Origin of the sequence: uncultured Altererythrobacter sp. (assembly GCF_913057185.1) — a bacterium.
Taxonomy (GTDB): Bacteria; Pseudomonadota; Alphaproteobacteria; order Sphingomonadales; family Sphingomonadaceae; genus Erythrobacter; species Erythrobacter rubellus.
Window position 1 is genome coordinate 1157354 of the sequence record NZ_CAJXNK010000001.1, and the last position, 20998, is coordinate 1178351.

Consider the following 20998-nt stretch of genomic DNA (forward strand, 5'->3'; position numbering starts at 1 on the left):
GCCAAAATTCTGGCAAAATCATAAAGTAGGTTGATCGATAGGGGATATAGATTGGGGGGAATGCGTATGATGCGTTCGGTGGGCACACTAACACGCGCGGATCTGGCAGAGACGATTAATCGCAAGATGGGGCTGTCGCGCGCAGAGTCGCTCGATATGGTCGAAGCAATTCTTGAAAAGATGTCGAAAGCTTTGGAAGCGGGTGAGAACGTAAAGATCTCGGGCTTTGGTACATTCGTTCTGCGCGATAAACGCCAGCGGATCGGCCGTAACCCTAAAACCGGCGTTGAAGTTCCGATTACGCCGCGCCGCGTCATGACATTTCGCGCGAGCCAGCTGCTCAAAGAGAAGATTGCGAAAGCGAGCTAAGCGATGAGTGACTTCGCAGATGGCAAGGACGAAGGAGCTCTCCGAACCATCGGCGAAGTCAGCGACGCTTTCGGGATCAAGCAGCACGTTATACGGTATTGGGAGCAACAGTTCCCGATGCTCAAACCTTTGAAGCGCAGCGGCGGGCGGCGGTACTATCGGCCTGCTGATGTTGAGCTGGTTGAAACGATCGACCGGCTTGTGAACCGCGAAGGTTACACTCTCAAAGGCGCCAAATCGGCGATTCGAGAAGGCAAAGGTGCGGCTACAAGGCCGTCACTTGCCGAGCAAGCCAGTTCGGTTATTTCAGTCGCAACGAATAACGATGTTGGCGATGTGCTTGCGCAACTGAAATCGATCCGTTCCCGGCTGGAGGCTGCGCTAGAGGCCTAGCGCGCTCAGCGAAACGCGACGTCGACTGCGACGCGGCACTGCGCATTGGAGCCGAACTGGCGCCATACATCCGCGCAGATTGCTTGATCTGGCCCGCCTGCATTGCGGTACTTGACCCACAGACCGTTCAACGTGCGCGTTCGTCCAGATGGAGCAGCACGTGTGTTGTGTTCGCGCAGTATGGAAATCACTTCCGACACACGATCATAGCCCTGACCGGGCTTGACCACGGAGAGGAAGAAATTCTCATTCCTTGAATCGGCGCATTCGAACGCAAAGCCCCGCTCAGTGTAGTGAAGCACAGTGCGGCTGCATTGCACCTGTTGCTCGGTTCGGTTGGATTACGCCTGCGTTGCGGAAGGAATGGATAGAGATGCCGCGGCAACAAACCCCATTCCTAGAGTTCCTGCCATCATTCGCATCATATCATCCCCTCCTTCGATTATTCTGCGGCCATCAACTCCGCTTCGCCCAGATCGACGCTGACCAGTCGCGAGATGCCCTTCTCGGCCATCGTCACGCCGAAAAGGCGGTGCATCCGGCTCATTGTGACGGCATTGTGGGTCACAATCAAATATCGCGTCGCAGTGTCGCGCACCATGGAATCGAGCAAGTCGCAGAACCGCTCGATATTGGCATCATCAAGCGGTGCATCGACTTCGTCCAACACGCAGATTGGCGCTGGATTGGTCAGGAACAAGGCAAAGATCAGCGCTGTTGCGGTCAGGGCCTGTTCGCCGCCTGATAACAGGCTGAGGCTCTGTAATCGCTTGCCCGGCGGTTGTGCGTAGATCTCCAGCCCGGCTTCCAGCGGATCATCGCTGTCGACCAGCGCGAGATGCGCCTGTCCGCCTTCGAACAGCCGCGTAAACAGCTTACGGAAGTGGCCATCGACTTCTTCGAACGCCGCGCGCAGACGCTCGCGTCCCTCGCGGTTGAGATTACCGATCGAACCGCGCAGACGGTTTACCGCTTCAGCAAGCTCGGCCTGTTCGGTCGCGCTGGCGCCATGCTCTTCCTCGATCCGCTTCAGTTCTTCAGCCGCGACGAGATTGACCGGTCCGATACGCTCACGGCTGGCGGTCAGACGTTCCATCTCGTCCGATTCCGCACTGGCATCCTTGATCTGTTCGGGTTCAAATTCGAACCGTTCAGCCAGCATCGGGGGTGGGCATTGGAATCGCTCGCCTGAAATACGTGCCATTTCGCCGCGCCGCGCTTCTTCGTTTTCAGCGCGTGCGGCGAGGCCAGCGCGGGCTTCGCGCTGGGTTGCGAGCGTTTCGTTGACTTCGGCAAAGGCGCGATCGGCGGCGTCGAGCTTGGCTTGTGTTTCAGCGACCACGTCTTCTGCCTGTGCAAGCTCTTTACCGAGCTTTTCACGCATGACATCGCCTTGCTCGATCTCTTCGATCAGGCCGGCTGGCTTGGCCGCGACAACGTTGCGCTCTTCTTCAATCTCTTCGAGCCGCCGTGCGACTTCGGCCAAGCGGCGTTCGGCTTCGCCTGAGCGCGCTTCCCAATTGGCCTTGTCAGAGGATTGCGCGGCCAAGCGCTCTCGTGCAACCGCCAGGCCTTGGTCATGCGCGGCCAGTTCCGCTGCTGTACCCTGTACTCCGCTCCGCGCCGCTTCATTGCGTGCCTGGGCTGCTTCCAGAGACGCACGGCCTGCGTCGGGAGAGGGCAGATCCGCCCGCTTCGCCTCTGCGGCCTCCAACTCCTTGGTGGCTGCACTCAGATCGTCCGCAAGACCTGCCTTGGCTTCGCTTAGCTCTTTACTGCGCAGCGCTTGGCGTTCGCGCACTGCTTCGGCCTGGTCGAGCGCGCGCAAGGCCTGCCGTTCTTCATTTGCCGCTTCGGACAATTCGCGTTCACGTGCCACCAGGCTGGTCTGTAGCGCGGTCAACTCATCGCGAATGGTTCGCTCGGATGCTTCTGCGGTTTCGGCTGCCGAGCGCAGCGCTGGCAATTGCTTCTCCAGCTCTTCCAGCCGGTTCGCCGCTTCAAGGCGTGCGGCCTGCGCTGCGCCTTCGCCGCGCGCGATAAACCCGTCCCAACGGCGCAAATGCCCACCGCGCGTGACCAGCCATTCGCCCGGCTGCAAATCGCGACCGTCATCGCTTTCGGCAAAATGGACCAGCGCAAGCCGTGCTTTCAGCTCGGCAGGGCAATTGGTAATGTGCGTAAGCATGCTGTCAGGCACGTTTGACGGAGCGTTGCCGCCGGTCCAGAAACGTCCGTCGCTGCCGTCTTCCGGCCTGCCCAATGGTGATTTACCGTCGCGGCCCAGAACGGCAGCCAATGCCCGCTCATAGCCCCTTTTGACGGCGATATTGTCGAGCGCGGCGGGAAGGCCAGCACGGTTCTTCGCCTGGCGTTCACGCGCCTCGCGATCACGCACCAGCGCATTGTATTCGCGCTCGATCCCGGCCAGTTCAGCCTTGGCAGAGGCTGTCGCTGATCCTGCTTCATCGCGCTGCTCCTGCAGTTCCGCCTTGCGCGCCTGCGCGGTTTCCAGTTCGCTGCGCAAGTCAGCCAGTGCTTTCGCAGCACGCTCGGCATCTTTGCGCGCTTGCTCAACCGCGGCGATTGGATCACCGTTTCCGGTCAGCTCTTCCAGCTGCCGTTCGATGCGCGCTTGATCTTCCTGCAGCCGAGAAAGGCGAGACTTGGCTTGCGCAATCTCGGCCTCGGCAACACGCCATTCAGCCTCGACACCCGCATGATCGGCGGTCGCCTTGGCCAGTGCCAGCTCTGCGGCGCGTGACACGCGCTCGGCTTCTTCGGCCTTGCGCGCGATTTCCGGGCGGCGTGCCTCGTCTTCCTCCAGCGCAGCCTTGCTAGCAGCAATGTCGCGCTCCAGCCGTTTCAGCGCTTCGGTCGCATCAGTCGTAATGCGGCCTGCGTCGCCGCGGTCTTCTTCCAACCGGGTCCTTTGCCGATCAAGGTCCGCTAACCGTTGTTCGGCTGCTTCCAGCTGGCTGGTGAGCGCCGCCATGCGGTGTCCATGCGCGCTGGCATCATCGCGCCGGTCCGCCAGCTCGTCGCGCGCTTCAGCTACGGTGTGTGCTGCAGCGGCCTGGGCCTTTTGCGCCTCGTCCGCAGCTTGCTTTGCGGCGACCACGCGATCATCAGCCTTTTTAGCAGCCTCACGCGCTTCTTCAGCCATCCGCGCTGCATCGCGCCAGCGGGCATAGAGCAAGCGGGCCTCGGCCACTTTGATCTGTTCGGATAGTTTGGTGTAGCGCTCTGCCTGCTTTGCCTGTCGCCGCAAGGACGACATTTGCGAATCCAGCCCGGCCATCAAATCTTCAAGCCGCTCCAGGTTCTTTTCCGTCGAGCGTAGCTTGCTCTCTGCGTCCTTTCGGCGCACGTGAAGTCCGGCAATGCCGGCTGCTTCTTCCAGCATTTGCCGGCGTTCGGTCGGCTTGGCAGAGATGACTTGTGCGATCTTGCCCTGGCTCACGAGCGCGGGACTGTGTGCGCCGGTCGCGGCATCGGCAAAGGTCAGCGCCACGTCTTTCGCACGCACGTCCCGCCCGTTTACGCGATAGGCGCTGCCCGCCCCGCGTTCGATCCGGCGGGTGACCTCCAGTTCTTCATTGTCATCGTCGCGACCTTGAAGAATGACTTCGGCGAAGTCGCGCTGTGGCCGTGTCTCTGTGCCTGCAAAGATAACATCATCCATCCCGCCCGAGCGCATGGATTTGGGCGAGTTTTCGCCCATGACCCAGCGGATCGCTTCGAGCAGGTTGGATTTTCCGCAACCGTTGGGGCCGACAACGCCGGTTAGGCCCGGCTCCACACGCAATTCAGCCGGCTCTACAAAGCTCTTGAAACCACTGAGCTTTAGCCGGTGAATCTCCATGCGTGTCTATTGCCCCTCCCTAGTGCGGTTTATCGCGCGCCAGCGCGTTGTAGGATCGGCTCAAGGGCTTCCCACTGGTTTACGTTCAATTTTTGTCCGTTGAGGATGAAGGTTGGCGTACCAGTCAGCCCCAACTCGTTGACCTGATCCTGAGAGCGGGTCGCGATAGCTTGCACGGCGTCCGCATCGGCGAGACAGGTTCGCGCCTGATCAGCGCTCAAACCGCGCGCGCTGAAGAAGTCGATCAAACCAGCAGCCTCTGCGATTGCCACAAAACGTTGGTCTTCCGGGAGGCTCGAAGCGGCCTCAAATGCAGCACCGTTTTGGTTCACATTGGCGAAGATATCGTTGAGCGCGTTCCATGCTTGTGAAGATAGTGGTTCCATATTCTCCGGCTGGCCACAACGAACCAGCGAGGCAATTGTGAGGTCGATCGGATCACGCACCAAATTGCGCAACTCCAAGCTCACAACACCTGTCGAAACATAATTCTCTTTGAGCGGAGGGGCGCCGTTCTCAGAAAAATAGGCACAACCGCCGCAAGTGTGGCTGGCATATTCGATCAGTTTCAGCGGTGCATCGGGGTTGCCGATCAGATAGCCGTCAGATTCGGTTACCGTAACAACATCGGTCCAGCTTTGGCCCTCAGGCGCTTCAATCGCCGCAATTGGCTCACCATCGAGAGCCGCGGTATCTGCATCTTCGGTTTCACCACAGGCTGCCAGCGAAAGAGCAAGGCTGCCAGCGAGGGTGGCGGAGAGAATTCGGCGCGAGAGTTTCATAAGCTTTGTGAGTCCTTTGTCTCGAACGGTGAAGGCTATACCAAGCCGTGTTGGGGGTGAAGCGTGGAAACCTGCTTTCCACAGGCGCTTCCACAGGAGTCTGTGGTTAACGACCCGGCATTATTGTCCGTCTGCGGGCGCAGGTTTGGTGCGTTCGTCCAGCGCGATCTGAAGTTCCTGCCAGCGATGGACACCGTCCAGTAGTCGATCATTGATGGTAAAACTGGGCGTTCCGCGAATGCCAAGGCGTTCTGAGTCGGCTCGTGAGGCCTGAATCAATTTGGTTTCCTTGGCGCTGTCTGCCAGGCATCGATCAACTTCTGACCGCTGATAGCCGCGTGTTTCCATAATTTCGTAGAAATCGAGGTCGCTGGCGATGGCGCGGTGGGCTGCGGCGCGATCGGGTACTGACCAGCGCTGTTGCTGGGCCGGCGTGGAATTGACGGCAATCGGGAACCACTCGTTCTGCTTCAGCATGAAAATCGAGTGGTTCTGCGCAAACTTATCAGGGGCGCCGCAATGGGTCAGCATGGCCGCGGTCAGATCAATCGGGTCGCGCAGCATATGGCGGATCTCGACCGATACCTTGCCAGAGCGAACATATACGAGTTTCAGCACAGGGTCGCCGCTGCGAGCAAACTCGGCGCAATGGCTGCAAGTATAGCTGACATATTCTGCCAGCTTGATTTCCGCATCGGGGTTACCGATCAAATGCCCTGCAGGGGTCTCAGTGACGGTTACGGCCCAATTGGTGGCAAACCCGGTGCTCAGCACCATCGCACCAGCCAAAAACGCTGTCTTTGCAGCCTTCATTCCGATCTTTCCTCTTTATCTGTCATCGTTCGCGCGAGCGATTCCAGCACAGCGCGCATTTCAGGATCGCCAATATCGCGCAAACTGTCTCCCAATTCCATCGGGATCGGCTTGAGCGACGGCGGCGCTTTGGCGGGCGTTTCAGCAGATGGCGGCTTAACCGCGCCTTGCCGGATCTTTGCTCGTGACACCGCCTTATATCCGAAAAAGCGGTTCACCCGCTCGATAATTTCCGGGATCACATGCTGGATCAGCGGAGCATTCGCGGGCACGACCACCAATTGCAATATGCCTTCGGATTTCTCTCCAGGGGGGAAACGGATCGCCTCTGGCGCGCAAACTCTGGCATGCGTCGGGCCGACGATCTCGGGCCAGCGTGTCACGATGGAGCTTTGCACGAAGCCGAACCGGCGAAAGGCTGTTCGCCCGATTTGCGGCATCAGCTCGCCAATAGGTTTCGCCGTGCCACCGCGCCGCCGCTGAAACGGTTTCGCGGTCTTCGCTTTGTGCCCTTTTGTGGTTTTGGAGGTTTTGTCCCGTTCCATTGCAGCAAAGCCAATGCCATAGCGGGCACGTGACCGCCAGTACGAAGACAATCGAGCACGCTTTGCTCCACTGGTATGATGTGCATGCGCGCGATCTACCCTGGCGCAATCCGCCGCGACGGGCTGTGCCGAATGATCCCGCTTGGCCTTATCGCGTTTGGCTGTCTGAAGTGATGTTGCAGCAGACCACTGTGGCTGCGGTGAAGCCCTACTTTGCGAAGTTTATTGAGACTTGGCCGACGGTCGAGGCTCTCGCAGCGGCCGACGAAGCCGATGTTATGAGCGCCTGGGCAGGGCTGGGCTATTATTCGCGCGCCCGCAATCTGGTGAAATGTGCGCGCGAAGTGGCGACAAGCGGAGGGTTCCCGAAAACAGAGGCTGAACTGCGCGAATTGCCGGGCTTGGGCCCGTACACTGCCGCTGCGATTGCCGCGATCGCGTTTGATGAGCGCGCCGTGGTGGTTGATGCAAATGTCGAGCGGGTAGTATCGCGGCTATTCAATATCGAAGAGCCATTGCCCGGTGCCCGCAAGGCTATCCGAGCGCGAGCGGAGGAGATCACCCCCGCGAAACGCGCGGGCGATTTTGCCCAAGCGATGATGGACCTTGGCTCATCACTCTGTACCACGCGCGATCCCAAGTGCCTGCTGTGTCCGCTGGCCGGGATGTGCGAGGCCAAGGCGGGCGGCGATCCGGCAAGGCTACCCGTCAAGGCACCCAAGAAGCCCAAGCCCGAGCGCAAGGGCCGCGCATTCTGGATCGAGCGGGATGGCCCCGATGGCACAGAGATCTGGCTGGTCACACGCCCCGGCACTGGCATGTTGGGCGGGATGCGCGCCTTGCCCGATGACGGCTGGAGCGCGCAGGCAGACGGATCAGGCATGGCTCCTTTCGCGGGAGCTGCCCAAACGCTTGGTGCGGTGCGGCACGTCTTCACTCATGCGTCACTCACGCTTGAAGTGGTGCGGCTCGACGCGGCGCCGGGGGGTGAGGGCGAGTGGTGGCCGCTCCAGAAAATAGAGGATGTGGGGCTACCGACACTCTTCGCCAAGGCTGCGCGACTGGCGCTGGCGCAGCGTTAGAAAATTCCACCGCCAAGGGTCAGACGGACAGCCGCGATCAAGAGAATAACGAGGCAGAAATTCCGCCCGCCGTCACTCGAAGATATCTGGCCTATAATCAGGCCGATCACGATCAACGGAAGCGCGATCCAGTTGGCCCAGCCCAGAAAAGGGATAGTTGCGGGGATGACAATCACCAGAGAGATGATGCCGATGATGTATGAGAGCACGTTGAACATGTGTGTTATATGACCACAACACCGAACAGTTTCAAGACTCAATCTATCGATCAATTGACCAAGCGTGCCCAATCGCTCAAACACCCTCGGAAATAGATTTCGAAAGAGTACGCATAAATGGCATTCCGCGAGTTTGATTCCCCCCAAATTTCCCGCCGTTCACTTCTAAGAGGCGGCGGTTATCTCGCCGCTGGCGGCGCGCTTACGACGCTGCCACTTTCGGGCAGCATTCTGAGAGCCCACGATGTCGGCGCGATGTGGCCCAATGTCGCGGCGATGACAAAAAGCTATCTTAGTTCCAACAAGGTGCCGAACCTGCTTGTCGCATTCGGCCGAGGGCAAGACGATATCGCGCATACGGTTGGCGGCGGAACGCTATCATTTCGAAGCTCGCAGCAAGTTGATCTAGATTCGCTATATCGCATCTATTCGATGAGCAAGCCGGTCACAGGCATGGCGACCATGATGCTGGTCGACGAAGGCAAGATCGGCCTGGATCAGCCGGTTGCGGAAATCCTGCCTGAATTCAGCAATATGCAAGTGATGGTCGATCCCGAGGGTTCACTCGACAACACTGTACCGGCAGAGCGGCCCATCACAATTCGCCAGTTGCTGACCCATACCGCAGGGTTGGGATACATCATTGGCGTGAAGGGGCCTCTACTCGCAGCCTATGCGCAGAACGGGCTGGTTGGCGGGCGGGTTAGCCGCATGCCTATTCCCGGTCTGCCCGAGGTTACACCTGCGCCCGATCTGGCAACCTGGTCAGAGCGGCTGGCGAGCCTGCCCCTTGTCGCACAGCCGGGCAAGAAATGGATTTACTCAGCCAGCATCGACTTGCTGGGCCGGGTTATCGAAGTTGCATCAGGGCAGGATTTTGAAAGCTTCCTGCAACAGCGGATTTTTGAACCGTGCGGTATGGGCAGTACATGTTTCACTGTCCCGCAAAGCGAGGTTGGCCGACTGACCACCAATTATGGTGTGAATGAAATGCTGCCCGTTCCGCTGCCAATCGATCCTGGGGCCACTTCTATTTACCTCGACAAGCCAAGCGTGCCGTCCGGTGGCGGCGGCTTGGTCAGCTCCGCGCGCGACTATGACCGGTTCCTGCGCATGCTGCTGGGCTATGGCAAGATCGATGGGCGCCGCGTTATGGGCGAACTTGCGGTGCGCGTCGGCACATCCAACCTTTTGCCAAAATCGGTGGACACAGCGGGCTCTTGGATCGAAGGCGAAGGCCATGGTGCAGGCGGTCGTTCGACTGGCACCAGCTTTGGCTGGGGCGGGGCAGCCGGCACACTCGCCAGCGTAGATTTCGGGTTAGACATGCGTGTTGGTCTGTTCACGCAATACATGCCGGCTGAAGCCTATTCGATCCGGGCAGATTTCCTTTCGGCCATCGAGCAAGACCTTACTGTAATGCGGGGTGCAGCTTAAATGGGGCAACGCGCACCGATCGCCTTTTCCGGCTCGCCAATTGACCGTGCGGACAATTTGCGTGCGGATCCCGATGCGTTGGCCGGGATGATGAACTGGAAAGCGCGGCTGCTCGCTCTTGATCAGCTGATGCCGTCGCTGGATGATAACAACCGACTTGTCTGGGGCACGCTGGCTGATGCGCCCGAAGATGCCGAGTTGGTGTTCCTGGGCATTGACCGCACCGACGGCGGGGAGAAGCCATGCTTTGCGGCTGTCCCGGCAAAAGGCGACGCGAGTCCGCGCATGGCGAACCCGCAGCTATGGGCACTGATGGCAACGCTCGATGCTGGTGACCTTGCGCTCTATGGCGGGGCACGCAGCCTGATAGACTGGCACGCGCGCCATCGCTTTTGCGCGGAGTGCGGCGGCAACACCAAGGTCGCCAAGGGCGGCTGGCAACGCGGCTGTGAAAGCTGCACCGCGCAGCATTTCCCGCGAACCGATCCGGTCACAATCATGTTGGTCGAGTATGAAGGGCGGCTGATGCTTGGTCGAGGCAAGGGATGGCCGGAGGGCGCGTTCTCTGCCTTGGCGGGCTTTGTCGAGCCCGGCGAAACCATCGAGGAAGCTGTGCAACGCGAAGTGTTCGAGGAATCGGGGGTGCGCGTGCGCGATGTCTCTTACATTGCCAGCCAACCGTGGCCGTTTCCCAGCCAGTTGATGATCGGATGCCATAGCTATGCCGATGACGACGCATTGGTCATTGATGAAACCGAAATGGCGGAGATCATCTGGTTCACGCGCGAACAGGTCGAATCCTCGCTTGCAGGCAACGGGCCATTTCGTGCTCCGCCGCTGCATGCTATTGCTTACAACCTTATGAAATGGTGGCTTGAAAAATGACCGATCCCGCACCGCACCGCATGACCATCGACATTTATTCGGATGTCATGTGCCCGTGGTGCCTGATCGGTTATGGCCAGCTGACCAAAGCGCTTGGTGAACTTGACGGAGAGATCGAAGCGCAACTGCGCTGGCGCCCTTTTGAGCTCAATCCTGATATGCCGGAACAAGGCGAGGAACAAGAAGCGCATCTGCAACGCAAATATGGCCGCAGCGCTGAAGAGGGCGCAGCAGTTCGTGGCCAGTTGAAGTCGATTGCAGACAGTGCGGGGGTTTCGCTGAGCTATGAGGGTTCCGGCGAAGCGCCGCCGGCAATGATGTGGAATACGCGCGCGGCGCACAAGCTGCTGACATGGGCGCTAGAAGAGGCAGGGCCCTCGGTGCAAACCGACCTGAAGCTCGCGCTGTTCAAGGCACATTTTAACGAGCGGCAAAACGTATCTGACGAGGGCGTATTGCTGGATGTCGCGGCAGGTATCGGCTTGCATCGCGAAGCGGCGAAGGCCGCGCTGACGGACGACGAATTGGAGGCGCGCGTAATCGCTGAAGAGCGTCAGGCGTGGGATCTCAACATATCTGGCGTCCCGGCGATGATTGTGAACGGGAAGTTCATGATCCCGGGCGCGCAATCGCCCGAAACCTACGTCAACGCACTGCGGCGAGTTGCCGAGAAGACTGTGGCGTGAGTGGATTCACCCCTCGCACTGCGGTGATAACCGGCGGGGCGAGCGGGATAGGCTTTGCGATCGCTCAGGACCTTACCGCGCGCGGCGTTCAGGTCATGCTGGCAGACTTACCTGGAGACAAGCTCGAGAAGGCCGCTTCGTCACTTGACGGGGCCATCGCGCAGCCTTGCGATGTGAGTGATCTGGAACAGGTTGAAGCACTTGCAGAGGTGGCATTTGACCAGCTCGGCGAAGTGCATCTGGTGCTGAACAACGCGGGGCAGGGCGGCGTTCGCGGCAAGATGTGGGAAGTCGATCCAGAGGCGGCGCGCAAGCACTTCGACGTCAATTTCTGGGGCGTTTGGCACGGCTGCAAAGCATTCGCGCCGCGCTTGATCGAACAAGAAGCCCATTCAGCGATCTATAACACGGGCAGCGAAAACAGCTGGTTCTGTGCGGTCAAGCAATCCGCAGCCTATATTGCCGCGAAACATGCTGTGCTGGGCATGACGGAAAGCTTGCGGGAGGATTTGCCGGATCACGTCCATGCCGGCTTGATTGTGCCCGGCTGGGTCTTCACCCCGCTTGGTCCCGAGCAGTTTATGAAGCTGGGTATGCCGGTCGATGAATATGCCAGAATCGTTGTGCCGCAATTGCTTGCGCGACGACGTTTTGTGGTCAGCCATGGCTACAACATGGTGCGCATCGCCGAACGGATGGACCAACTTGCCGAGAGCTACGCCGAATATGCGCTGCCGCCGGAACAAGACGCGAAGCACGATGTGCAATTGGTGATGGCGCAGTTGATGAAAGCGCGCGAGGGTTAGATCAATTCCAGCCGTGCCACTTTCGGTACCCGACAATCAGATACATCCCAAAAAAGACGGCCGCTCCGCCGGTCCACAACCAATCACCAAGGCTCTTTGGACCTGCAAGGAGCTTGCTTCCAAATATGGTGCCGCTCAAGATAAAGACAAAAGAGATCAGTCTCTAGGGAATTGCTTCATGCGCCAATTGCCGGTTGAGTTCTTTTGAGCGCGGCGGCCCGAAGTCGGGGCGACCTTTCACAAGTCGGCGTGGGGCAAATGATGCTCAGAAAAGCCAGCCCACTACAGCCAATACGACTGTGGCCAGAAATACTCCAGAACCCCACTCTGGCAGGGCCAGCGTTCGTTCAACTGCAACGAATACAAAAATGGCGCCAATGATTGCGCCAAGCATCAACCAGAATCGCTTTCCTTTGCTCGCATCCGTCCAGTCTCGCAGGAGACCCTCATACTCCTCGTGGCTAACGAGCTTCCCGCCACTATTGGGGGAGGGGTAATAGAGATATCCGTCATCGACTGGATCGAACTGGCGTTTGAATGCTTCTACAGGGTCAACCATCGCGCAGTGCCGTCCTAAATCAGCCCCAGTTTCTGCAACTTGACCGCCATCTTTCCGGGCAGCGCATCGCCGATGTCTTCGTCGTCTTCCAAGTCACGCGGTGGCTCGCCTTTGAGATAGCGCCAACCCTGATGCGCGCGCTTGGGTTGGGGGTGCACCCGGATCAGCTTCGGCTCCAACTCGATCAGCCAACGGCCGCTGTCGGTTTGTGAAAATCCTGTGATCTTCGATCTCGCGACCAGATTGTGCTGATGAATCCAGTAAAGTGATCCGCCAATGCATTGCTCCCACTTGGTGGGCCGATACTTTGTCGTCAGATGCGGGCTGCGCCGTCCGGCATACCAGCTCTCGATATCGTCGAAGCTTTGCGCTCCAAATGCAATCTTGGTCAAATTGAGCGGCATGGGTATGATCTGGCACATGAGGCCGCAGATTCAAGCCCGCTGGGGCAGTTTTGTTAGGGGAGAGTTTCAATGAATACGAAGAATTTCCAAGGCGGCGTGCTTGCCGGAGTACTTTTGGCGGTGGCCGCTTGCTCGCAAGCTCCAACGCAGGATGCTCCCGTCGCTGTTGGCGAACCTGATCCTCAGCTGGGCATGGTGACCACGATCACGCCGGGAATGACCGCGCGCGCTGCGCGATTGGTCACTGAAGGCAAAACCTATGCGCTGGGGGTGATCACCGGCCCTGACACGGTTCCTTATCCGGGGCGGAGCTATTCAATCAGTGTTGTAGGCATTAATGAGCCGATGGGTTCGAACAAAGCCACCGCGCATGATGACCGGCTCGAAACGCATGTCGGGATCGGCAGCCAGATCGACGGGTTCGGGCATATCGGGCGTGACGGAGTGCACTATGGAGGGGTCCGGCGTGAGGATATCTTTTCTGAAGATGGATTGAAGGCTCTAGGAATAGAGCACATTCCGCCCATCGCCACGCGCGGGATCATGCTCGATATGGCAAAGCATTTCGGCGTGGACCGGCTTGCTCCCATGCAGGGTTTCGGGCGCGAGGAGATTTCCGCCGCTGCCGAAGCGCAGGGTGTAACCATCGAAGCGGGCGATATTGTGCTGTTCCATACCGGATGGCTCTCGATGGCGGACGAAGACCCAAAAGCCTATATCGAGCAGCAGCCGGGCATAAATATGGACGGAGCGGAGTATCTTGCCGAACTGGGCGTTGTGGCCATCGGTGCGGATAGCTCAGGGCTTGAAACGCAGGACTTCGGCGAGGGCCGTGTCTTTCCTGTCCACCAATTCCTGTTGGTGGATGCCGGTGTCTACATTCTGGAGACCATGAATACGAACGATCTTGCAGCAGACGGTGTGCACGAGTTCTTCTTTGTACTGGGTCAGCCGCGATTTGCGGGATCAGTGCAAGCGGTGATCAATCCGGTGGCGATTAGGTAGATAGCGAGGCAGCCGCGCCCGCTAGAAAAACTGCCGCTAGGCAAGGCCAGCAAGGACAGCCAGGCCAAGGAAGGCGAAAAAGCCCATGCTGTCAGTGATCATCGTCACGAAAACTGATGATGCCACAGCCGGGTCCTGATCCAGACGTTCAAACATCACCGGCACCAGAACGCCGGCCATGCCGGAAACGATGATATTGATCACCATCGCAACCGCGATCACCGTACCTAGCTGAGGCGTGAATAGTATTGCGGTTGCGATTCCGATCAGCACAGCGATGGTTACACCGTTCAGCAACGCAACGCGCAATTCGCGGCTCACGATTTTCCAAGTGTTGGCCCGCGTCAGCTGATTGGTCGCGATTGCGCGCACAGCGACAGCCATGGTCTGTGTACCGGCATTGCCGCCGATACTGGCAACGATCGGCATCAACACCGCGAGTGCGACCAGTTTCTCGATCGCGGCACCAAAGAAGGCGATGATGGCAGAGGCAACCACGGCTGTGCCAAGGTTCGCGATCAGCCAGCGCACGCGGCTGGAAAAAGCTTCGCGGATCGGCTCGTTAATATCGCCATCGCCCGCGCCCGACAGCAGCAGCACATCTTCACCGGCTTCTTCGGAGATAATGTGGACGATGTCGTCCACTGTCATCTGCCCGACCAGGCGCCCGCTCTCGTCGACCACAGCGGCTGATATCAGATTGTATTTCTGGAACATCAGCGCGACTTCTTCCTGATCGGTATCGACCGGAATCAGAGTCTGATCGCGTTTCATTACATCGGTCAGCTTGATGTGACGCGGCGTGGTCAGCACCCAGCTTAGCGCGCAAGTGCCAACCGGATGGTGCCGTTCATCCACGACGAATACTTCGTAGAATTCCTGAGCCAGATCGCCTTCGTGACGCATATAGTCGATCAGACCGCCGACATTCATATGTTCCGGTACCGCCACAAAGTGCCGGCTCATCAAACGGCCAGCGGTTTCTTCCGGATAAGCGAGCGCGCTTTCAATCGCCGCGCGGTCTTCGGAATCGACCTCGGCAAGGATTGCTTGCTGATCGTCTTCGTCCAGATCCTCGATCAGCTGAACCGCATCATCGGTTTCGAGCTGCTCGACAATGGTCGCAACCGCTTCAGGCGCGAGCGCTTCCATCATGTCTTCGCGCACGTGGTCGTTCAGCTCGGCGACCACTTCAGAACTCATCAAGTCTGTTATCGCAGCGGCGAGCTGTCCGCGCTCATCCTTGTCAAACAGCTCCAGCAAGTCGGCGACGTCAGCTGGGTGAAGCGGCTCCACCAGATCATACACGGCATTGTTGTCACCCGACTCAAATGCGTCACGTACGCTGCGGATATATTTGGGTTTTAGCCGGTTTTCTTCATCGTGCCGCTCGTCATCGATGCGGTCGTCAGGATGCGGGCCGTCTTCTTCCGGCATTTCAGCCGTCAGCAGGTCTTCCTCTTCAAGGCGCGCATCATCGGACATAGCGCTTGGTCTAGGCAGGCAGGGGGAAAAGGCAAGGTGCAGGGTGACTCACGCTCACAACTCTTTATACCGCTGCGCCAACAAAGGAGATTCTACCCATGGCTGAGAAGCTGACATTTACCCTCGAATCCGGCGATGTTGTGATTAAATTGCGCCCCGATCTGGCACCGGGCCATGTTGAACGCATTACCGATCTGGCACAGGAAGGCTTTTACGATGGCGTGGTGTTCCACCGCGTGATTCCCGGCTTCATGGCGCAGGGCGGCGATCCGACCGGGACCGGCATGGGCGGCAGCGACCGTCCTGACCTGAAGGCGGAATTCAATGCAGAGCCGCACGTGCGCGGCACATGCTCTATGGCCCGCACGCAAGTTCCGGACAGCGCGAACAGCCAGTTCTTCATCTGTTTCGATGATGCGCATTTCCTTGATGGCCAATACACCGTTTGGGGCCAGGTCGAGAGCGGCATGGAATTGATCGATGGTTTGGCAGTGGGTGAACCACCAGCCAATCCGAGCAAAATCGTGAAAGCCACGGTTTCCTGATCCAACTATCATGACGCACCGCAGAGCAGCACTGGTCCTGCTGGCATCGCTGCTCAGCGGTTGCGTCACATATCCTGACATCACCCGGTCGCGCAGCCCCTGCCGGATGGAGCCGGGCGGGTGGTGCGACTTTGGCCGCGAGAAGGACGTGCGCCGCGCCGCCTCTATAGCAGAATGATTGAACCCGCGCGGTCTTCCCGCTAAAGCGCGCGCCATCATGAGACCGACAGAGACCCCCAAGACGTACCGCGTCAAAAGCTTCGGCTGCCAGATGAATGTCTATGATGGCGAACGCATGGCGGAACTGCTTACTGAAAAAGGCATTACTGAGGCACCCGAAGGCAAGGACGCCGATCTGGTGGTTCTTAACACTTGCCATATTCGCGAGAAAGCAGCGGAGAAGATCTATTCGGACATTGGCCGCCTGACCAAAGGCAAGACGCAGAAAAAAGCGCCGATGATTGCGGTCGCTGGCTGCGTGGCGCAGGCCGAAGGCGAAGAGATCATGAAGCGCGCGCCGGCAGTTTCCATGGTGGTTGGGCCGCAAGCCTATCATCGACTGCCTGAAATGCTGGACCGGGCAGTGAAGGGCGAACGCGCGACCGATACCGACATGCCTGCGATTGCGAAGTTTGACAGCTTGCCTCAGCGCAAGCGTCGCTCCCCCACCGCATTCCTCACGGTCCAGGAAGGCTGCGACAAGTTCTGTACCTATTGCGTGGTACCCTACACACGCGGTGCGGAAATCTCGCGTCCATTCAATGATCTGATCACTGAAGCGCAGAAACTGGTTGAAGCCGGCGCGCGCGAAATCACGTTGCTGGGGCAGAATGTGAATGCCTGGTCCGCAGAGGACACAAAGGGACACACAGTAGGTCTGGCGGGCCTTATCCATGCGCTAGCCAGGATCGATGGGCTCGAACGCATTCGTTATACAACAAGCCACCCCAATGACATGGATGATGCGCTGATCGCGGCGCATGGCGAAGTCGACAAGCTGATGCCCTATCTTCATCTGCCGGTGCAGTCGGGCAATGATCGCGTGCTGAAAGCGATGAACCGCAGCCACACCGCGGAAAGCTATTTGCGGCTGCTTGAGCGGTTCCGTGAAGTGCGCCCTGATATCGCGCTGTCAGGCGATTTCATCGTCGGATTCCCAGGGGAGACCGAGGCCGAGTTTGAAGACACGCTGAAGATCGTGGACGAGGTCCGCTATTCTCAGGCGTTCAGTTTTAAATACTCGCCGCGTCCCGGCACGCCCGCAGCTACGATGGAGAATCAGCTCGCCAAAGAGGTGATGGATGACCGGCTTCAGCGCTTGCAGGCGCGGCTTAATCGCGACCAGCATGCATTCAACCAAGCGCTGGTCGGCAAAACTTGCGACGTGCTGGTGGAGCGCAAGGGCAAGCTGGACGGCCAATGGCTGGGCAAGTCGCCCTGGCTTACCTCGGTCTGGTTCGAGGATGACGCCCAGATAGGGGATATGGTAACGGTTGAGATCGTTGAAGGCGGCCCCAATTCGTTGATGGGCAAGCTCAAGCAGCCGGTATTCGCCTGAGGGAATTGCGTGACAGCTGAGTGACTTTCCACCGCTTCGTGAAGGGCGCGCGCTTGCCAGCGGCGAAAACCCGCTTACATTTTCGACTCAGAAACACAGCTGGCGTTAACGCCAAAGGAGCGCATGGCACGTAAACCCGCCAATCAATCGCCCCGCGAAACCGGATCGAAGGTTTCGCCCTTTCCAGCAGCAGCCAGGCCGCGCCGCGCGCGGATCGAAATGAGCTTTGAGGATCAGTCGTTGCTGGTCCCATTGTTCGGCGAGTTCGATGCCAATCTGGTGCAGGTCGAAAACCGACTGGGCGTGTTTATCTCTGCCCGCGGGGACCAGCTACAGATCGAGGGGCCGCAAGACAGCGTGGCGCGCGCCCGCGATACGTTGCAAGCAATGTATGACCGGCTCGCCCAAGCGCAGGATCTGGATGCTGGCGCGATTGAATCGCTGATCGCAATGTCGAATGAGCCGACGTTGGAGGGGATCATCTCGGGCGATGAGGACAATGGCCCGCCGGTGATGATCCGGACCCGGCGCAAGACGATCGTGCCGCGCAGTGCCGGGCAGATCCCTTACATGCGGCAACTGGCGAAGGATGATATCATCTTTGCATTGGGCCCAGCGGGGACCGGAAAAACCTATCTCGCGGTGGCACAGGCCGTCAGTCAGTTGATAACGGGCAGCGTACAACGCCTGATCCTGTCGCGCCCGGCGGTGGAAGCTGGCGAAAAGCTGGGCTTTCTGCCCGGCGATATGAAGGACAAAGTCGATCCCTATCTTCGTCCGCTTTATGACGCGCTGTTCGATTGCATGCCGCCAGAACAGGTGGAAAGACGGATCGAAAGTGGAGAGATCGAGATCGCGCCGATTGCATTCATGCGCGGGCGGACACTGGCCGATGCATTTGTAATCCTGGATGAGGCCCAGAACACCACGCGCGAGCAGATGAAAATGTTTCTAACCCGTTTTGGCCAGAACAGCCGGATGGTGATCTGCGGCGACCCCAAACAGATCGACATTCCGGGTGGTGACCGGATGAGCGGCCTCGCGGATGCAGTAACCAAGCTGGAGAATGTTGAAGGGATTGCGGTGTCGCGCTTCACCAGCGCAGACGTGGTGCGCCACCCGATCGTGGGCCGTATTGTTGAGGCCTATGAGGGCCCGTCCGAGTAGGTGGAACTAGACACCGACATTGATGGTTGGCCTTCGGGCGATTGGGAGGCGTTGGCCGCGAGCGCTGCGCAGGCTTGTGGAGACAACGCGCCCGAGCTTGCCAATGTGCGCCTGAGCGCAAGCCTGCTGTTCACCTCGGACGAAGAGGTTCGCACGCTCAACCGCGAGTGGCGGGGTCGTGACAAACCCACCAATGTTTTAAGCTTTCCCATGCTGACCCGCGAAGAATTGCTCGATCTGGCGCCTGACGGCCCGCCTGTCATGCTGGGGGATCTGGCACTTGCGTATGAGACTTGCGCTCGCGAAGCAGGGGCGAAATCGATACCGCTGGACCATCACGCCGCGCATTTGATCGTCCACGGATTGCTGCATCTTGCGGGCTACGACCACGAGATTAGTGAAGAAGATGCGGACAATATGGAGGCTTTGGAGATCCCAATACTTGCAAAACTTGGTATCGCAGACCCATATATGGATCGTGACTGATAGGAGTAGCCACTAAGGGCCATGCCCGATTCCCCATCTACCGCGGGAGACGCGGACAGTAGCAGCGGTCTGATGACCACTCTCAAGAACTTGCTAAAGATCGGCAATGGCGATCGCAGCCTTCGCGCGCAGCTCGAAGATGCGATTGATGAGCATGAAGACGGCAATTGTGATGCCGCTCCATCCGAAGATGCTGGTGGCGATCTGTCGCCGGTTGAACGGCAGATGATGCGCAATCTACTGCACTTCAGCGAACACGATGCCGATGACGTGGCGGTGCCGCGTAGCGAAATCATCGCTGTGGAAGCGTCGATCAGCTGGGATGAGCTGGTCGCCGCATTTAGCGAGCATGGCCATTCGCGCATGCCGGTTTACCGTGAAAAACTGGATGATGTGATCGGAATGATCCACATCAAGGACGTCTTTGCTTTCCTTGCAAATGGCAAGCCGCCGCCGGCGGATTGGACCACGCTGATGCGGCAACCACTCTATGTGCCGCAGGTGCGCGGCGCATTGGATGTATTGGCCGACATGCGCGCACGGCGCGTTCATCTGGCAGTTGTCCTCGATGAATTCTCGGGAACAGATGGCCTCATCACGATTGAAGATCTGGTCGAAGAAATTGTCGGTGACATTGAAGACGAGCATGACGATGCGCCAGAAGCGCTGATCGTGCCGATTGGTGACGGTATGTGGGATTGTGATGCGCGTGCCGAGCTGGATGATGTCGCTGAAATCGTGGACCCGCGCTTGGCAGAAGTTGCTGAATCGGTTGATACCTTGGGCGGCCTGACGTTCGTTCTGGCCGAACAGGTTCCGCCGGTTGGCGCAGTGGTTGAACATTCCAGTGGGTGGCGCATCGAAGTGATAGACGGCGATGAAACCCACGTCACGCGGCTGCGTTTGCACGCGCCAAAGGATGCGGAAACAACAACAAAAGCCTAACAAATTTGGGCTTTTCTTCGATTTTTTGCATCTTTTGACTGGCGTAAGCGTATCTTTCTTGGAAAGAGAGAAATTGAAATGCCAGCTCGTCGCCTACCCCCACTCCGCGCTCTTGAAGCGTTCATGCGAACAGTCCGCCTGGGCTCTGCTCGTGCCGCCGCTGAAGAGATCGGCCTGAGCCCTTCGGCGTTGTCGCGTCGGATCACCAATCTTGAGGAATTCGTCGGCAAGAAGCTGTTCACCCGGGCGCGCCAATCGATGCAGCTTACCGACGAAGGTCAGGCGTTCTACGAAGCGGTGAACCCGCACATGGAAGCGCTCGCTCGTGCGGTGGAAAGCCAATCGGACAATATCTCCTTGCTGCGATTGCGGTTGGGCGTGCTGCCACTGTTTGGTAGTCAGCGATTGTTTCCACGGCTGGGCGAGCTGCGTAAGCGGCACCCCTTGCTGCATATCGACATCGACACCGGGCCGCATCTGGAGGGCCGTGTTGGCGATACTCTCGATGCAGCCATCATCCTGTCCCAGGGGCCAGAGCAAGGCCTTCATGCGGTGCGGCTCGATCACAACATGGTGCACGCGATCTGCAGCAAGGAAATGGCGGGCACGCTGGGGGACGAGGTTGATATCGACAAGCTCGGCAAGCAAACCTTCCTAATCCACAACGAGCTGCCATTTAGTTTTGAAGCATGGAAGCGGGCACTTGGTTTGGAGAATCTGGAGCCTGCAGCGATCGACCATTACGACTCTGGCCAGTTGATGCTGGAAGCAGCGGCGCAGGGTCTTGGCATAGCAATCATGCATGATGACCATTTGCGCCGTGCGGCCGACAATCGTCTTACTGACCTATATGGGGCGGAAGTTGAAAGCCCGTACAGCTATTGGTTTGTGTGCAAGCCGACCGCGCTGGAAGAACGGCCTGTCCGCCTGTTCCACGATTGGCTGGTCAGTGCGGGGCTTTAA

General features: G+C 58.7%; 24 protein-coding genes. 15 read left to right on the plus strand and 9 right to left on the minus strand.

Annotation, left to right across the window (positions count from 1 at the left end):
- The first annotated feature begins 66 nt into the window (after positions 1-66).
- A complete protein-coding gene (locus QZ487_RS05770; RefSeq protein WP_296023750.1) occupies positions 67-369 on the plus strand; it encodes an integration host factor subunit alpha in 303 nt (100 codons plus the stop codon).
- A gap of 3 nt (positions 370-372) precedes the next feature.
- On the plus strand, positions 373-762 hold the full coding sequence (locus QZ487_RS05775; protein WP_296023752.1) for a MerR family transcriptional regulator: 390 nt from the start codon (positions 373-375) through the stop codon (positions 760-762).
- A 5-nt stretch (positions 763-767) separates the two neighbouring features.
- On the opposite strand, the gene QZ487_RS05780 is transcribed toward QZ487_RS05775, so the two are convergent.
- From QZ487_RS05780 to QZ487_RS05800, 5 genes are all read right to left on the minus strand, one after another.
- Entirely contained in the window at positions 768-1064 is a 297-nt protein-coding gene (locus QZ487_RS05780) for a hypothetical protein (RefSeq protein ID WP_296023753.1), read from the minus strand.
- 140 nt (positions 1065-1204) lie between these two features.
- Positions 1205-4627, minus strand: coding sequence for an AAA family ATPase (locus QZ487_RS05785; protein WP_296023755.1), 3423 nt, complete (start codon positions 4625-4627; stop codon positions 1205-1207).
- Between the two features lie 29 nt (positions 4628-4656).
- Complete coding sequence (locus QZ487_RS05790) at positions 4657-5409, minus strand: thioredoxin domain-containing protein (RefSeq protein ID WP_296023756.1); 753 nt, start codon at positions 5407-5409, stop codon at positions 4657-4659.
- Positions 5410-5529: 120 nt separating this feature from the next.
- Positions 5530-6222 carry a thioredoxin domain-containing protein gene (locus QZ487_RS05795; protein ID WP_285976805.1) on the minus strand — a complete coding sequence of 231 codons (693 nt, stop codon included), beginning with the start codon at positions 6220-6222 and terminating at the stop codon, positions 5530-5532.
- Complete coding sequence (locus QZ487_RS05800) at positions 6219-6767, minus strand: DUF721 domain-containing protein (RefSeq protein ID WP_285976806.1); 549 nt, start codon at positions 6765-6767, stop codon at positions 6219-6221. Before QZ487_RS05800 ends, QZ487_RS05795 begins: the two co-directional genes overlap by 4 nt.
- Before the next feature lie 29 nt (positions 6768-6796).
- Here QZ487_RS05800 and QZ487_RS05805 point away from each other — a divergent pair, with 29 nt between their 5' ends.
- Positions 6797-7849 carry an A/G-specific adenine glycosylase gene (locus QZ487_RS05805; RefSeq protein WP_285976807.1) on the plus strand — a complete coding sequence of 351 codons (1053 nt, stop codon included), beginning with the start codon at positions 6797-6799 and terminating at the stop codon, positions 7847-7849.
- On the opposite strand, the gene QZ487_RS05810 is transcribed toward QZ487_RS05805, so the two are convergent.
- Complete coding sequence (locus tag QZ487_RS05810) at positions 7846-8067, minus strand: hypothetical protein (RefSeq protein ID WP_285976808.1); 222 nt, start codon at positions 8065-8067, stop codon at positions 7846-7848. The two genes, QZ487_RS05805 and QZ487_RS05810, sit on opposite strands and share 4 nt — an antisense overlap.
- A 117-nt stretch (positions 8068-8184) precedes the next feature.
- Between QZ487_RS05810 and QZ487_RS05815 the strand changes: the two genes are divergently transcribed.
- Genes QZ487_RS05815 through QZ487_RS05830 form a run of 4 tightly spaced genes read left to right on the plus strand, consistent with a single transcriptional unit; the run spans position 8185 to position 11881 of the window.
- Entirely contained in the window at positions 8185-9504 is a 1320-nt protein-coding gene (locus QZ487_RS05815; RefSeq protein ID WP_296023758.1) for a serine hydrolase, read from the plus strand.
- A complete protein-coding gene (gene nudC, locus QZ487_RS05820) occupies positions 9505-10389 on the plus strand; it encodes an NAD(+) diphosphatase (protein ID WP_296023759.1) in 885 nt (294 codons plus the stop codon).
- Complete coding sequence (locus QZ487_RS05825; protein ID WP_296023760.1) at positions 10386-11075, plus strand: DsbA family oxidoreductase; 690 nt, start codon at positions 10386-10388, stop codon at positions 11073-11075. The genes nudC and QZ487_RS05825 overlap by 4 nt, the downstream gene beginning before the upstream one ends.
- Positions 11072-11881 carry an SDR family oxidoreductase gene (locus tag QZ487_RS05830; RefSeq protein WP_296023761.1) on the plus strand — a complete coding sequence of 270 codons (810 nt, stop codon included), beginning with the start codon at positions 11072-11074 and terminating at the stop codon, positions 11879-11881. Before QZ487_RS05825 ends, QZ487_RS05830 begins: the two co-directional genes overlap by 4 nt.
- Before the next feature lie 265 nt (positions 11882-12146).
- Here the strand turns inward: QZ487_RS05830 and QZ487_RS05835 are convergent, their stop codons facing one another.
- Positions 12147-12440: a hypothetical protein gene (locus QZ487_RS05835; RefSeq protein ID WP_296023763.1), complete on the minus strand. Its 294-nt coding sequence runs from the start codon at positions 12438-12440 to the stop codon at positions 12147-12149.
- Positions 12441-12454: 14 nt separating this feature from the next.
- A complete protein-coding gene (locus tag QZ487_RS05840) occupies positions 12455-12844 on the minus strand; it encodes a DUF1489 domain-containing protein (RefSeq protein ID WP_285976814.1) in 390 nt (129 codons plus the stop codon).
- Positions 12845-12913: 69 nt separating this feature from the next.
- On the opposite strand from QZ487_RS05840, the gene QZ487_RS05845 reads away from it, so the two are divergent.
- Complete coding sequence (locus QZ487_RS05845) at positions 12914-13849, plus strand: cyclase family protein (RefSeq protein ID WP_285976815.1); 936 nt, start codon at positions 12914-12916, stop codon at positions 13847-13849.
- 36 nt (positions 13850-13885) lie between these two features.
- Here QZ487_RS05845 and mgtE read toward each other — a convergent pair whose 3' ends face one another.
- Positions 13886-15334 carry a magnesium transporter gene (gene mgtE / locus QZ487_RS05850; RefSeq protein WP_285976816.1) on the minus strand — a complete coding sequence of 483 codons (1449 nt, stop codon included), beginning with the start codon at positions 15332-15334 and terminating at the stop codon, positions 13886-13888.
- A gap of 98 nt (positions 15335-15432) precedes the next feature.
- Here mgtE and QZ487_RS05855 point away from each other — a divergent pair, with 98 nt between their 5' ends.
- The 7 genes from QZ487_RS05855 to QZ487_RS05885 all read left to right on the plus strand — a co-directional run bounded on the left by QZ487_RS05855 (position 15433) and on the right by QZ487_RS05885 (position 20998).
- Entirely contained in the window at positions 15433-15879 is a 447-nt protein-coding gene (locus QZ487_RS05855; RefSeq protein WP_285976817.1) for a peptidylprolyl isomerase, read from the plus strand.
- Positions 15880-15889: 10 nt separating this feature from the next.
- A complete protein-coding gene (locus tag QZ487_RS05860; RefSeq protein ID WP_285976818.1) occupies positions 15890-16057 on the plus strand; it encodes a hypothetical protein in 168 nt (55 codons plus the stop codon).
- 39 nt (positions 16058-16096) lie between these two features.
- A complete protein-coding gene (gene miaB / locus QZ487_RS05865) occupies positions 16097-17437 on the plus strand; it encodes a tRNA (N6-isopentenyl adenosine(37)-C2)-methylthiotransferase MiaB (protein WP_296023765.1) in 1341 nt (446 codons plus the stop codon).
- Between the two features lie 219 nt (positions 17438-17656).
- Positions 17657-18604 (plus strand): PhoH family protein, encoded by a 948-nt coding sequence (locus QZ487_RS05870; protein WP_285976964.1) that lies wholly within the window; start codon positions 17657-17659, stop codon positions 18602-18604.
- Positions 18605-19090: an rRNA maturation RNase YbeY gene (ybeY, locus tag QZ487_RS05875; protein ID WP_285976820.1), complete on the plus strand. Its 486-nt coding sequence runs from the start codon at positions 18605-18607 to the stop codon at positions 19088-19090. It begins immediately after the preceding gene.
- Between the two features lie 72 nt (positions 19091-19162).
- The gene (locus tag QZ487_RS05880) at positions 19163-20035 is read left to right on the plus strand and encodes a hemolysin family protein (protein ID WP_285976821.1); all 873 of its coding nucleotides are present in this window, start codon (positions 19163-19165) and stop codon (positions 20033-20035) included.
- A 78-nt stretch (positions 20036-20113) separates the two neighbouring features.
- Complete coding sequence (locus QZ487_RS05885; protein ID WP_285976822.1) at positions 20114-20998, plus strand: LysR substrate-binding domain-containing protein; 885 nt, start codon at positions 20114-20116, stop codon at positions 20996-20998.

Excerpts from the sequence above, each read along its gene's own strand:
- QZ487_RS05870 (WP_285976964.1), top strand. The coding sequence starts at position 17,657 with ATGAGCTTTGAGGATCAGTCGTTGCTGGTCCCATTGTTCGGCGAGTTC.
- QZ487_RS05775 (WP_296023752.1), top strand. The coding sequence starts at position 373 with ATGAGTGACTTCGCAGATGGCAAGGACGAAGGAGCTCTCCGAACCATC.
- nudC (WP_296023759.1), top strand. The coding sequence starts at position 9,505 with ATGGGGCAACGCGCACCGATCGCCTTTTCCGGCTCGCCAATTGACCGT.
- mgtE (WP_285976816.1), bottom strand. The coding sequence starts at position 15,334 with ATGTCCGATGATGCGCGCCTTGAAGAGGAAGACCTGCTGACGGCTGAA.
- QZ487_RS05840 (WP_285976814.1), bottom strand. The coding sequence starts at position 12,844 with ATGCCGCTCAATTTGACCAAGATTGCATTTGGAGCGCAAAGCTTCGAC.
- QZ487_RS05815 (WP_296023758.1), top strand. The coding sequence starts at position 8,185 with ATGGCATTCCGCGAGTTTGATTCCCCCCAAATTTCCCGCCGTTCACTT.
- QZ487_RS05825 (WP_296023760.1), top strand. The coding sequence starts at position 10,386 with ATGACCGATCCCGCACCGCACCGCATGACCATCGACATTTATTCGGAT.
- QZ487_RS05790 (WP_296023756.1), bottom strand. The coding sequence starts at position 5,409 with ATGAAACTCTCGCGCCGAATTCTCTCCGCCACCCTCGCTGGCAGCCTT.
- QZ487_RS05810 (WP_285976808.1), bottom strand. The coding sequence starts at position 8,067 with ATGTTCAACGTGCTCTCATACATCATCGGCATCATCTCTCTGGTGATT.
- QZ487_RS05860 (WP_285976818.1), top strand. The coding sequence starts at position 15,890 with ATGACGCACCGCAGAGCAGCACTGGTCCTGCTGGCATCGCTGCTCAGC.
- QZ487_RS05795 (WP_285976805.1), bottom strand. The coding sequence starts at position 6,222 with ATGAAGGCTGCAAAGACAGCGTTTTTGGCTGGTGCGATGGTGCTGAGC.
- miaB (WP_296023765.1), top strand. The coding sequence starts at position 16,097 with ATGAGACCGACAGAGACCCCCAAGACGTACCGCGTCAAAAGCTTCGGC.
- QZ487_RS05855 (WP_285976817.1), top strand. The coding sequence starts at position 15,433 with ATGGCTGAGAAGCTGACATTTACCCTCGAATCCGGCGATGTTGTGATT.
- QZ487_RS05885 (WP_285976822.1), top strand. The coding sequence starts at position 20,114 with ATGCCAGCTCGTCGCCTACCCCCACTCCGCGCTCTTGAAGCGTTCATG.
- QZ487_RS05785 (WP_296023755.1), bottom strand. The coding sequence starts at position 4,627 with ATGGAGATTCACCGGCTAAAGCTCAGTGGTTTCAAGAGCTTTGTAGAG.
- QZ487_RS05845 (WP_285976815.1), top strand. The coding sequence starts at position 12,914 with ATGAATACGAAGAATTTCCAAGGCGGCGTGCTTGCCGGAGTACTTTTG.
- QZ487_RS05835 (WP_296023763.1), bottom strand. The coding sequence starts at position 12,440 with ATGGTTGACCCTGTAGAAGCATTCAAACGCCAGTTCGATCCAGTCGAT.
- QZ487_RS05800 (WP_285976806.1), bottom strand. The coding sequence starts at position 6,767 with ATGGAACGGGACAAAACCTCCAAAACCACAAAAGGGCACAAAGCGAAG.
- QZ487_RS05770 (WP_296023750.1), top strand. The coding sequence starts at position 67 with ATGATGCGTTCGGTGGGCACACTAACACGCGCGGATCTGGCAGAGACG.
- QZ487_RS05880 (WP_285976821.1), top strand. The coding sequence starts at position 19,163 with ATGACCACTCTCAAGAACTTGCTAAAGATCGGCAATGGCGATCGCAGC.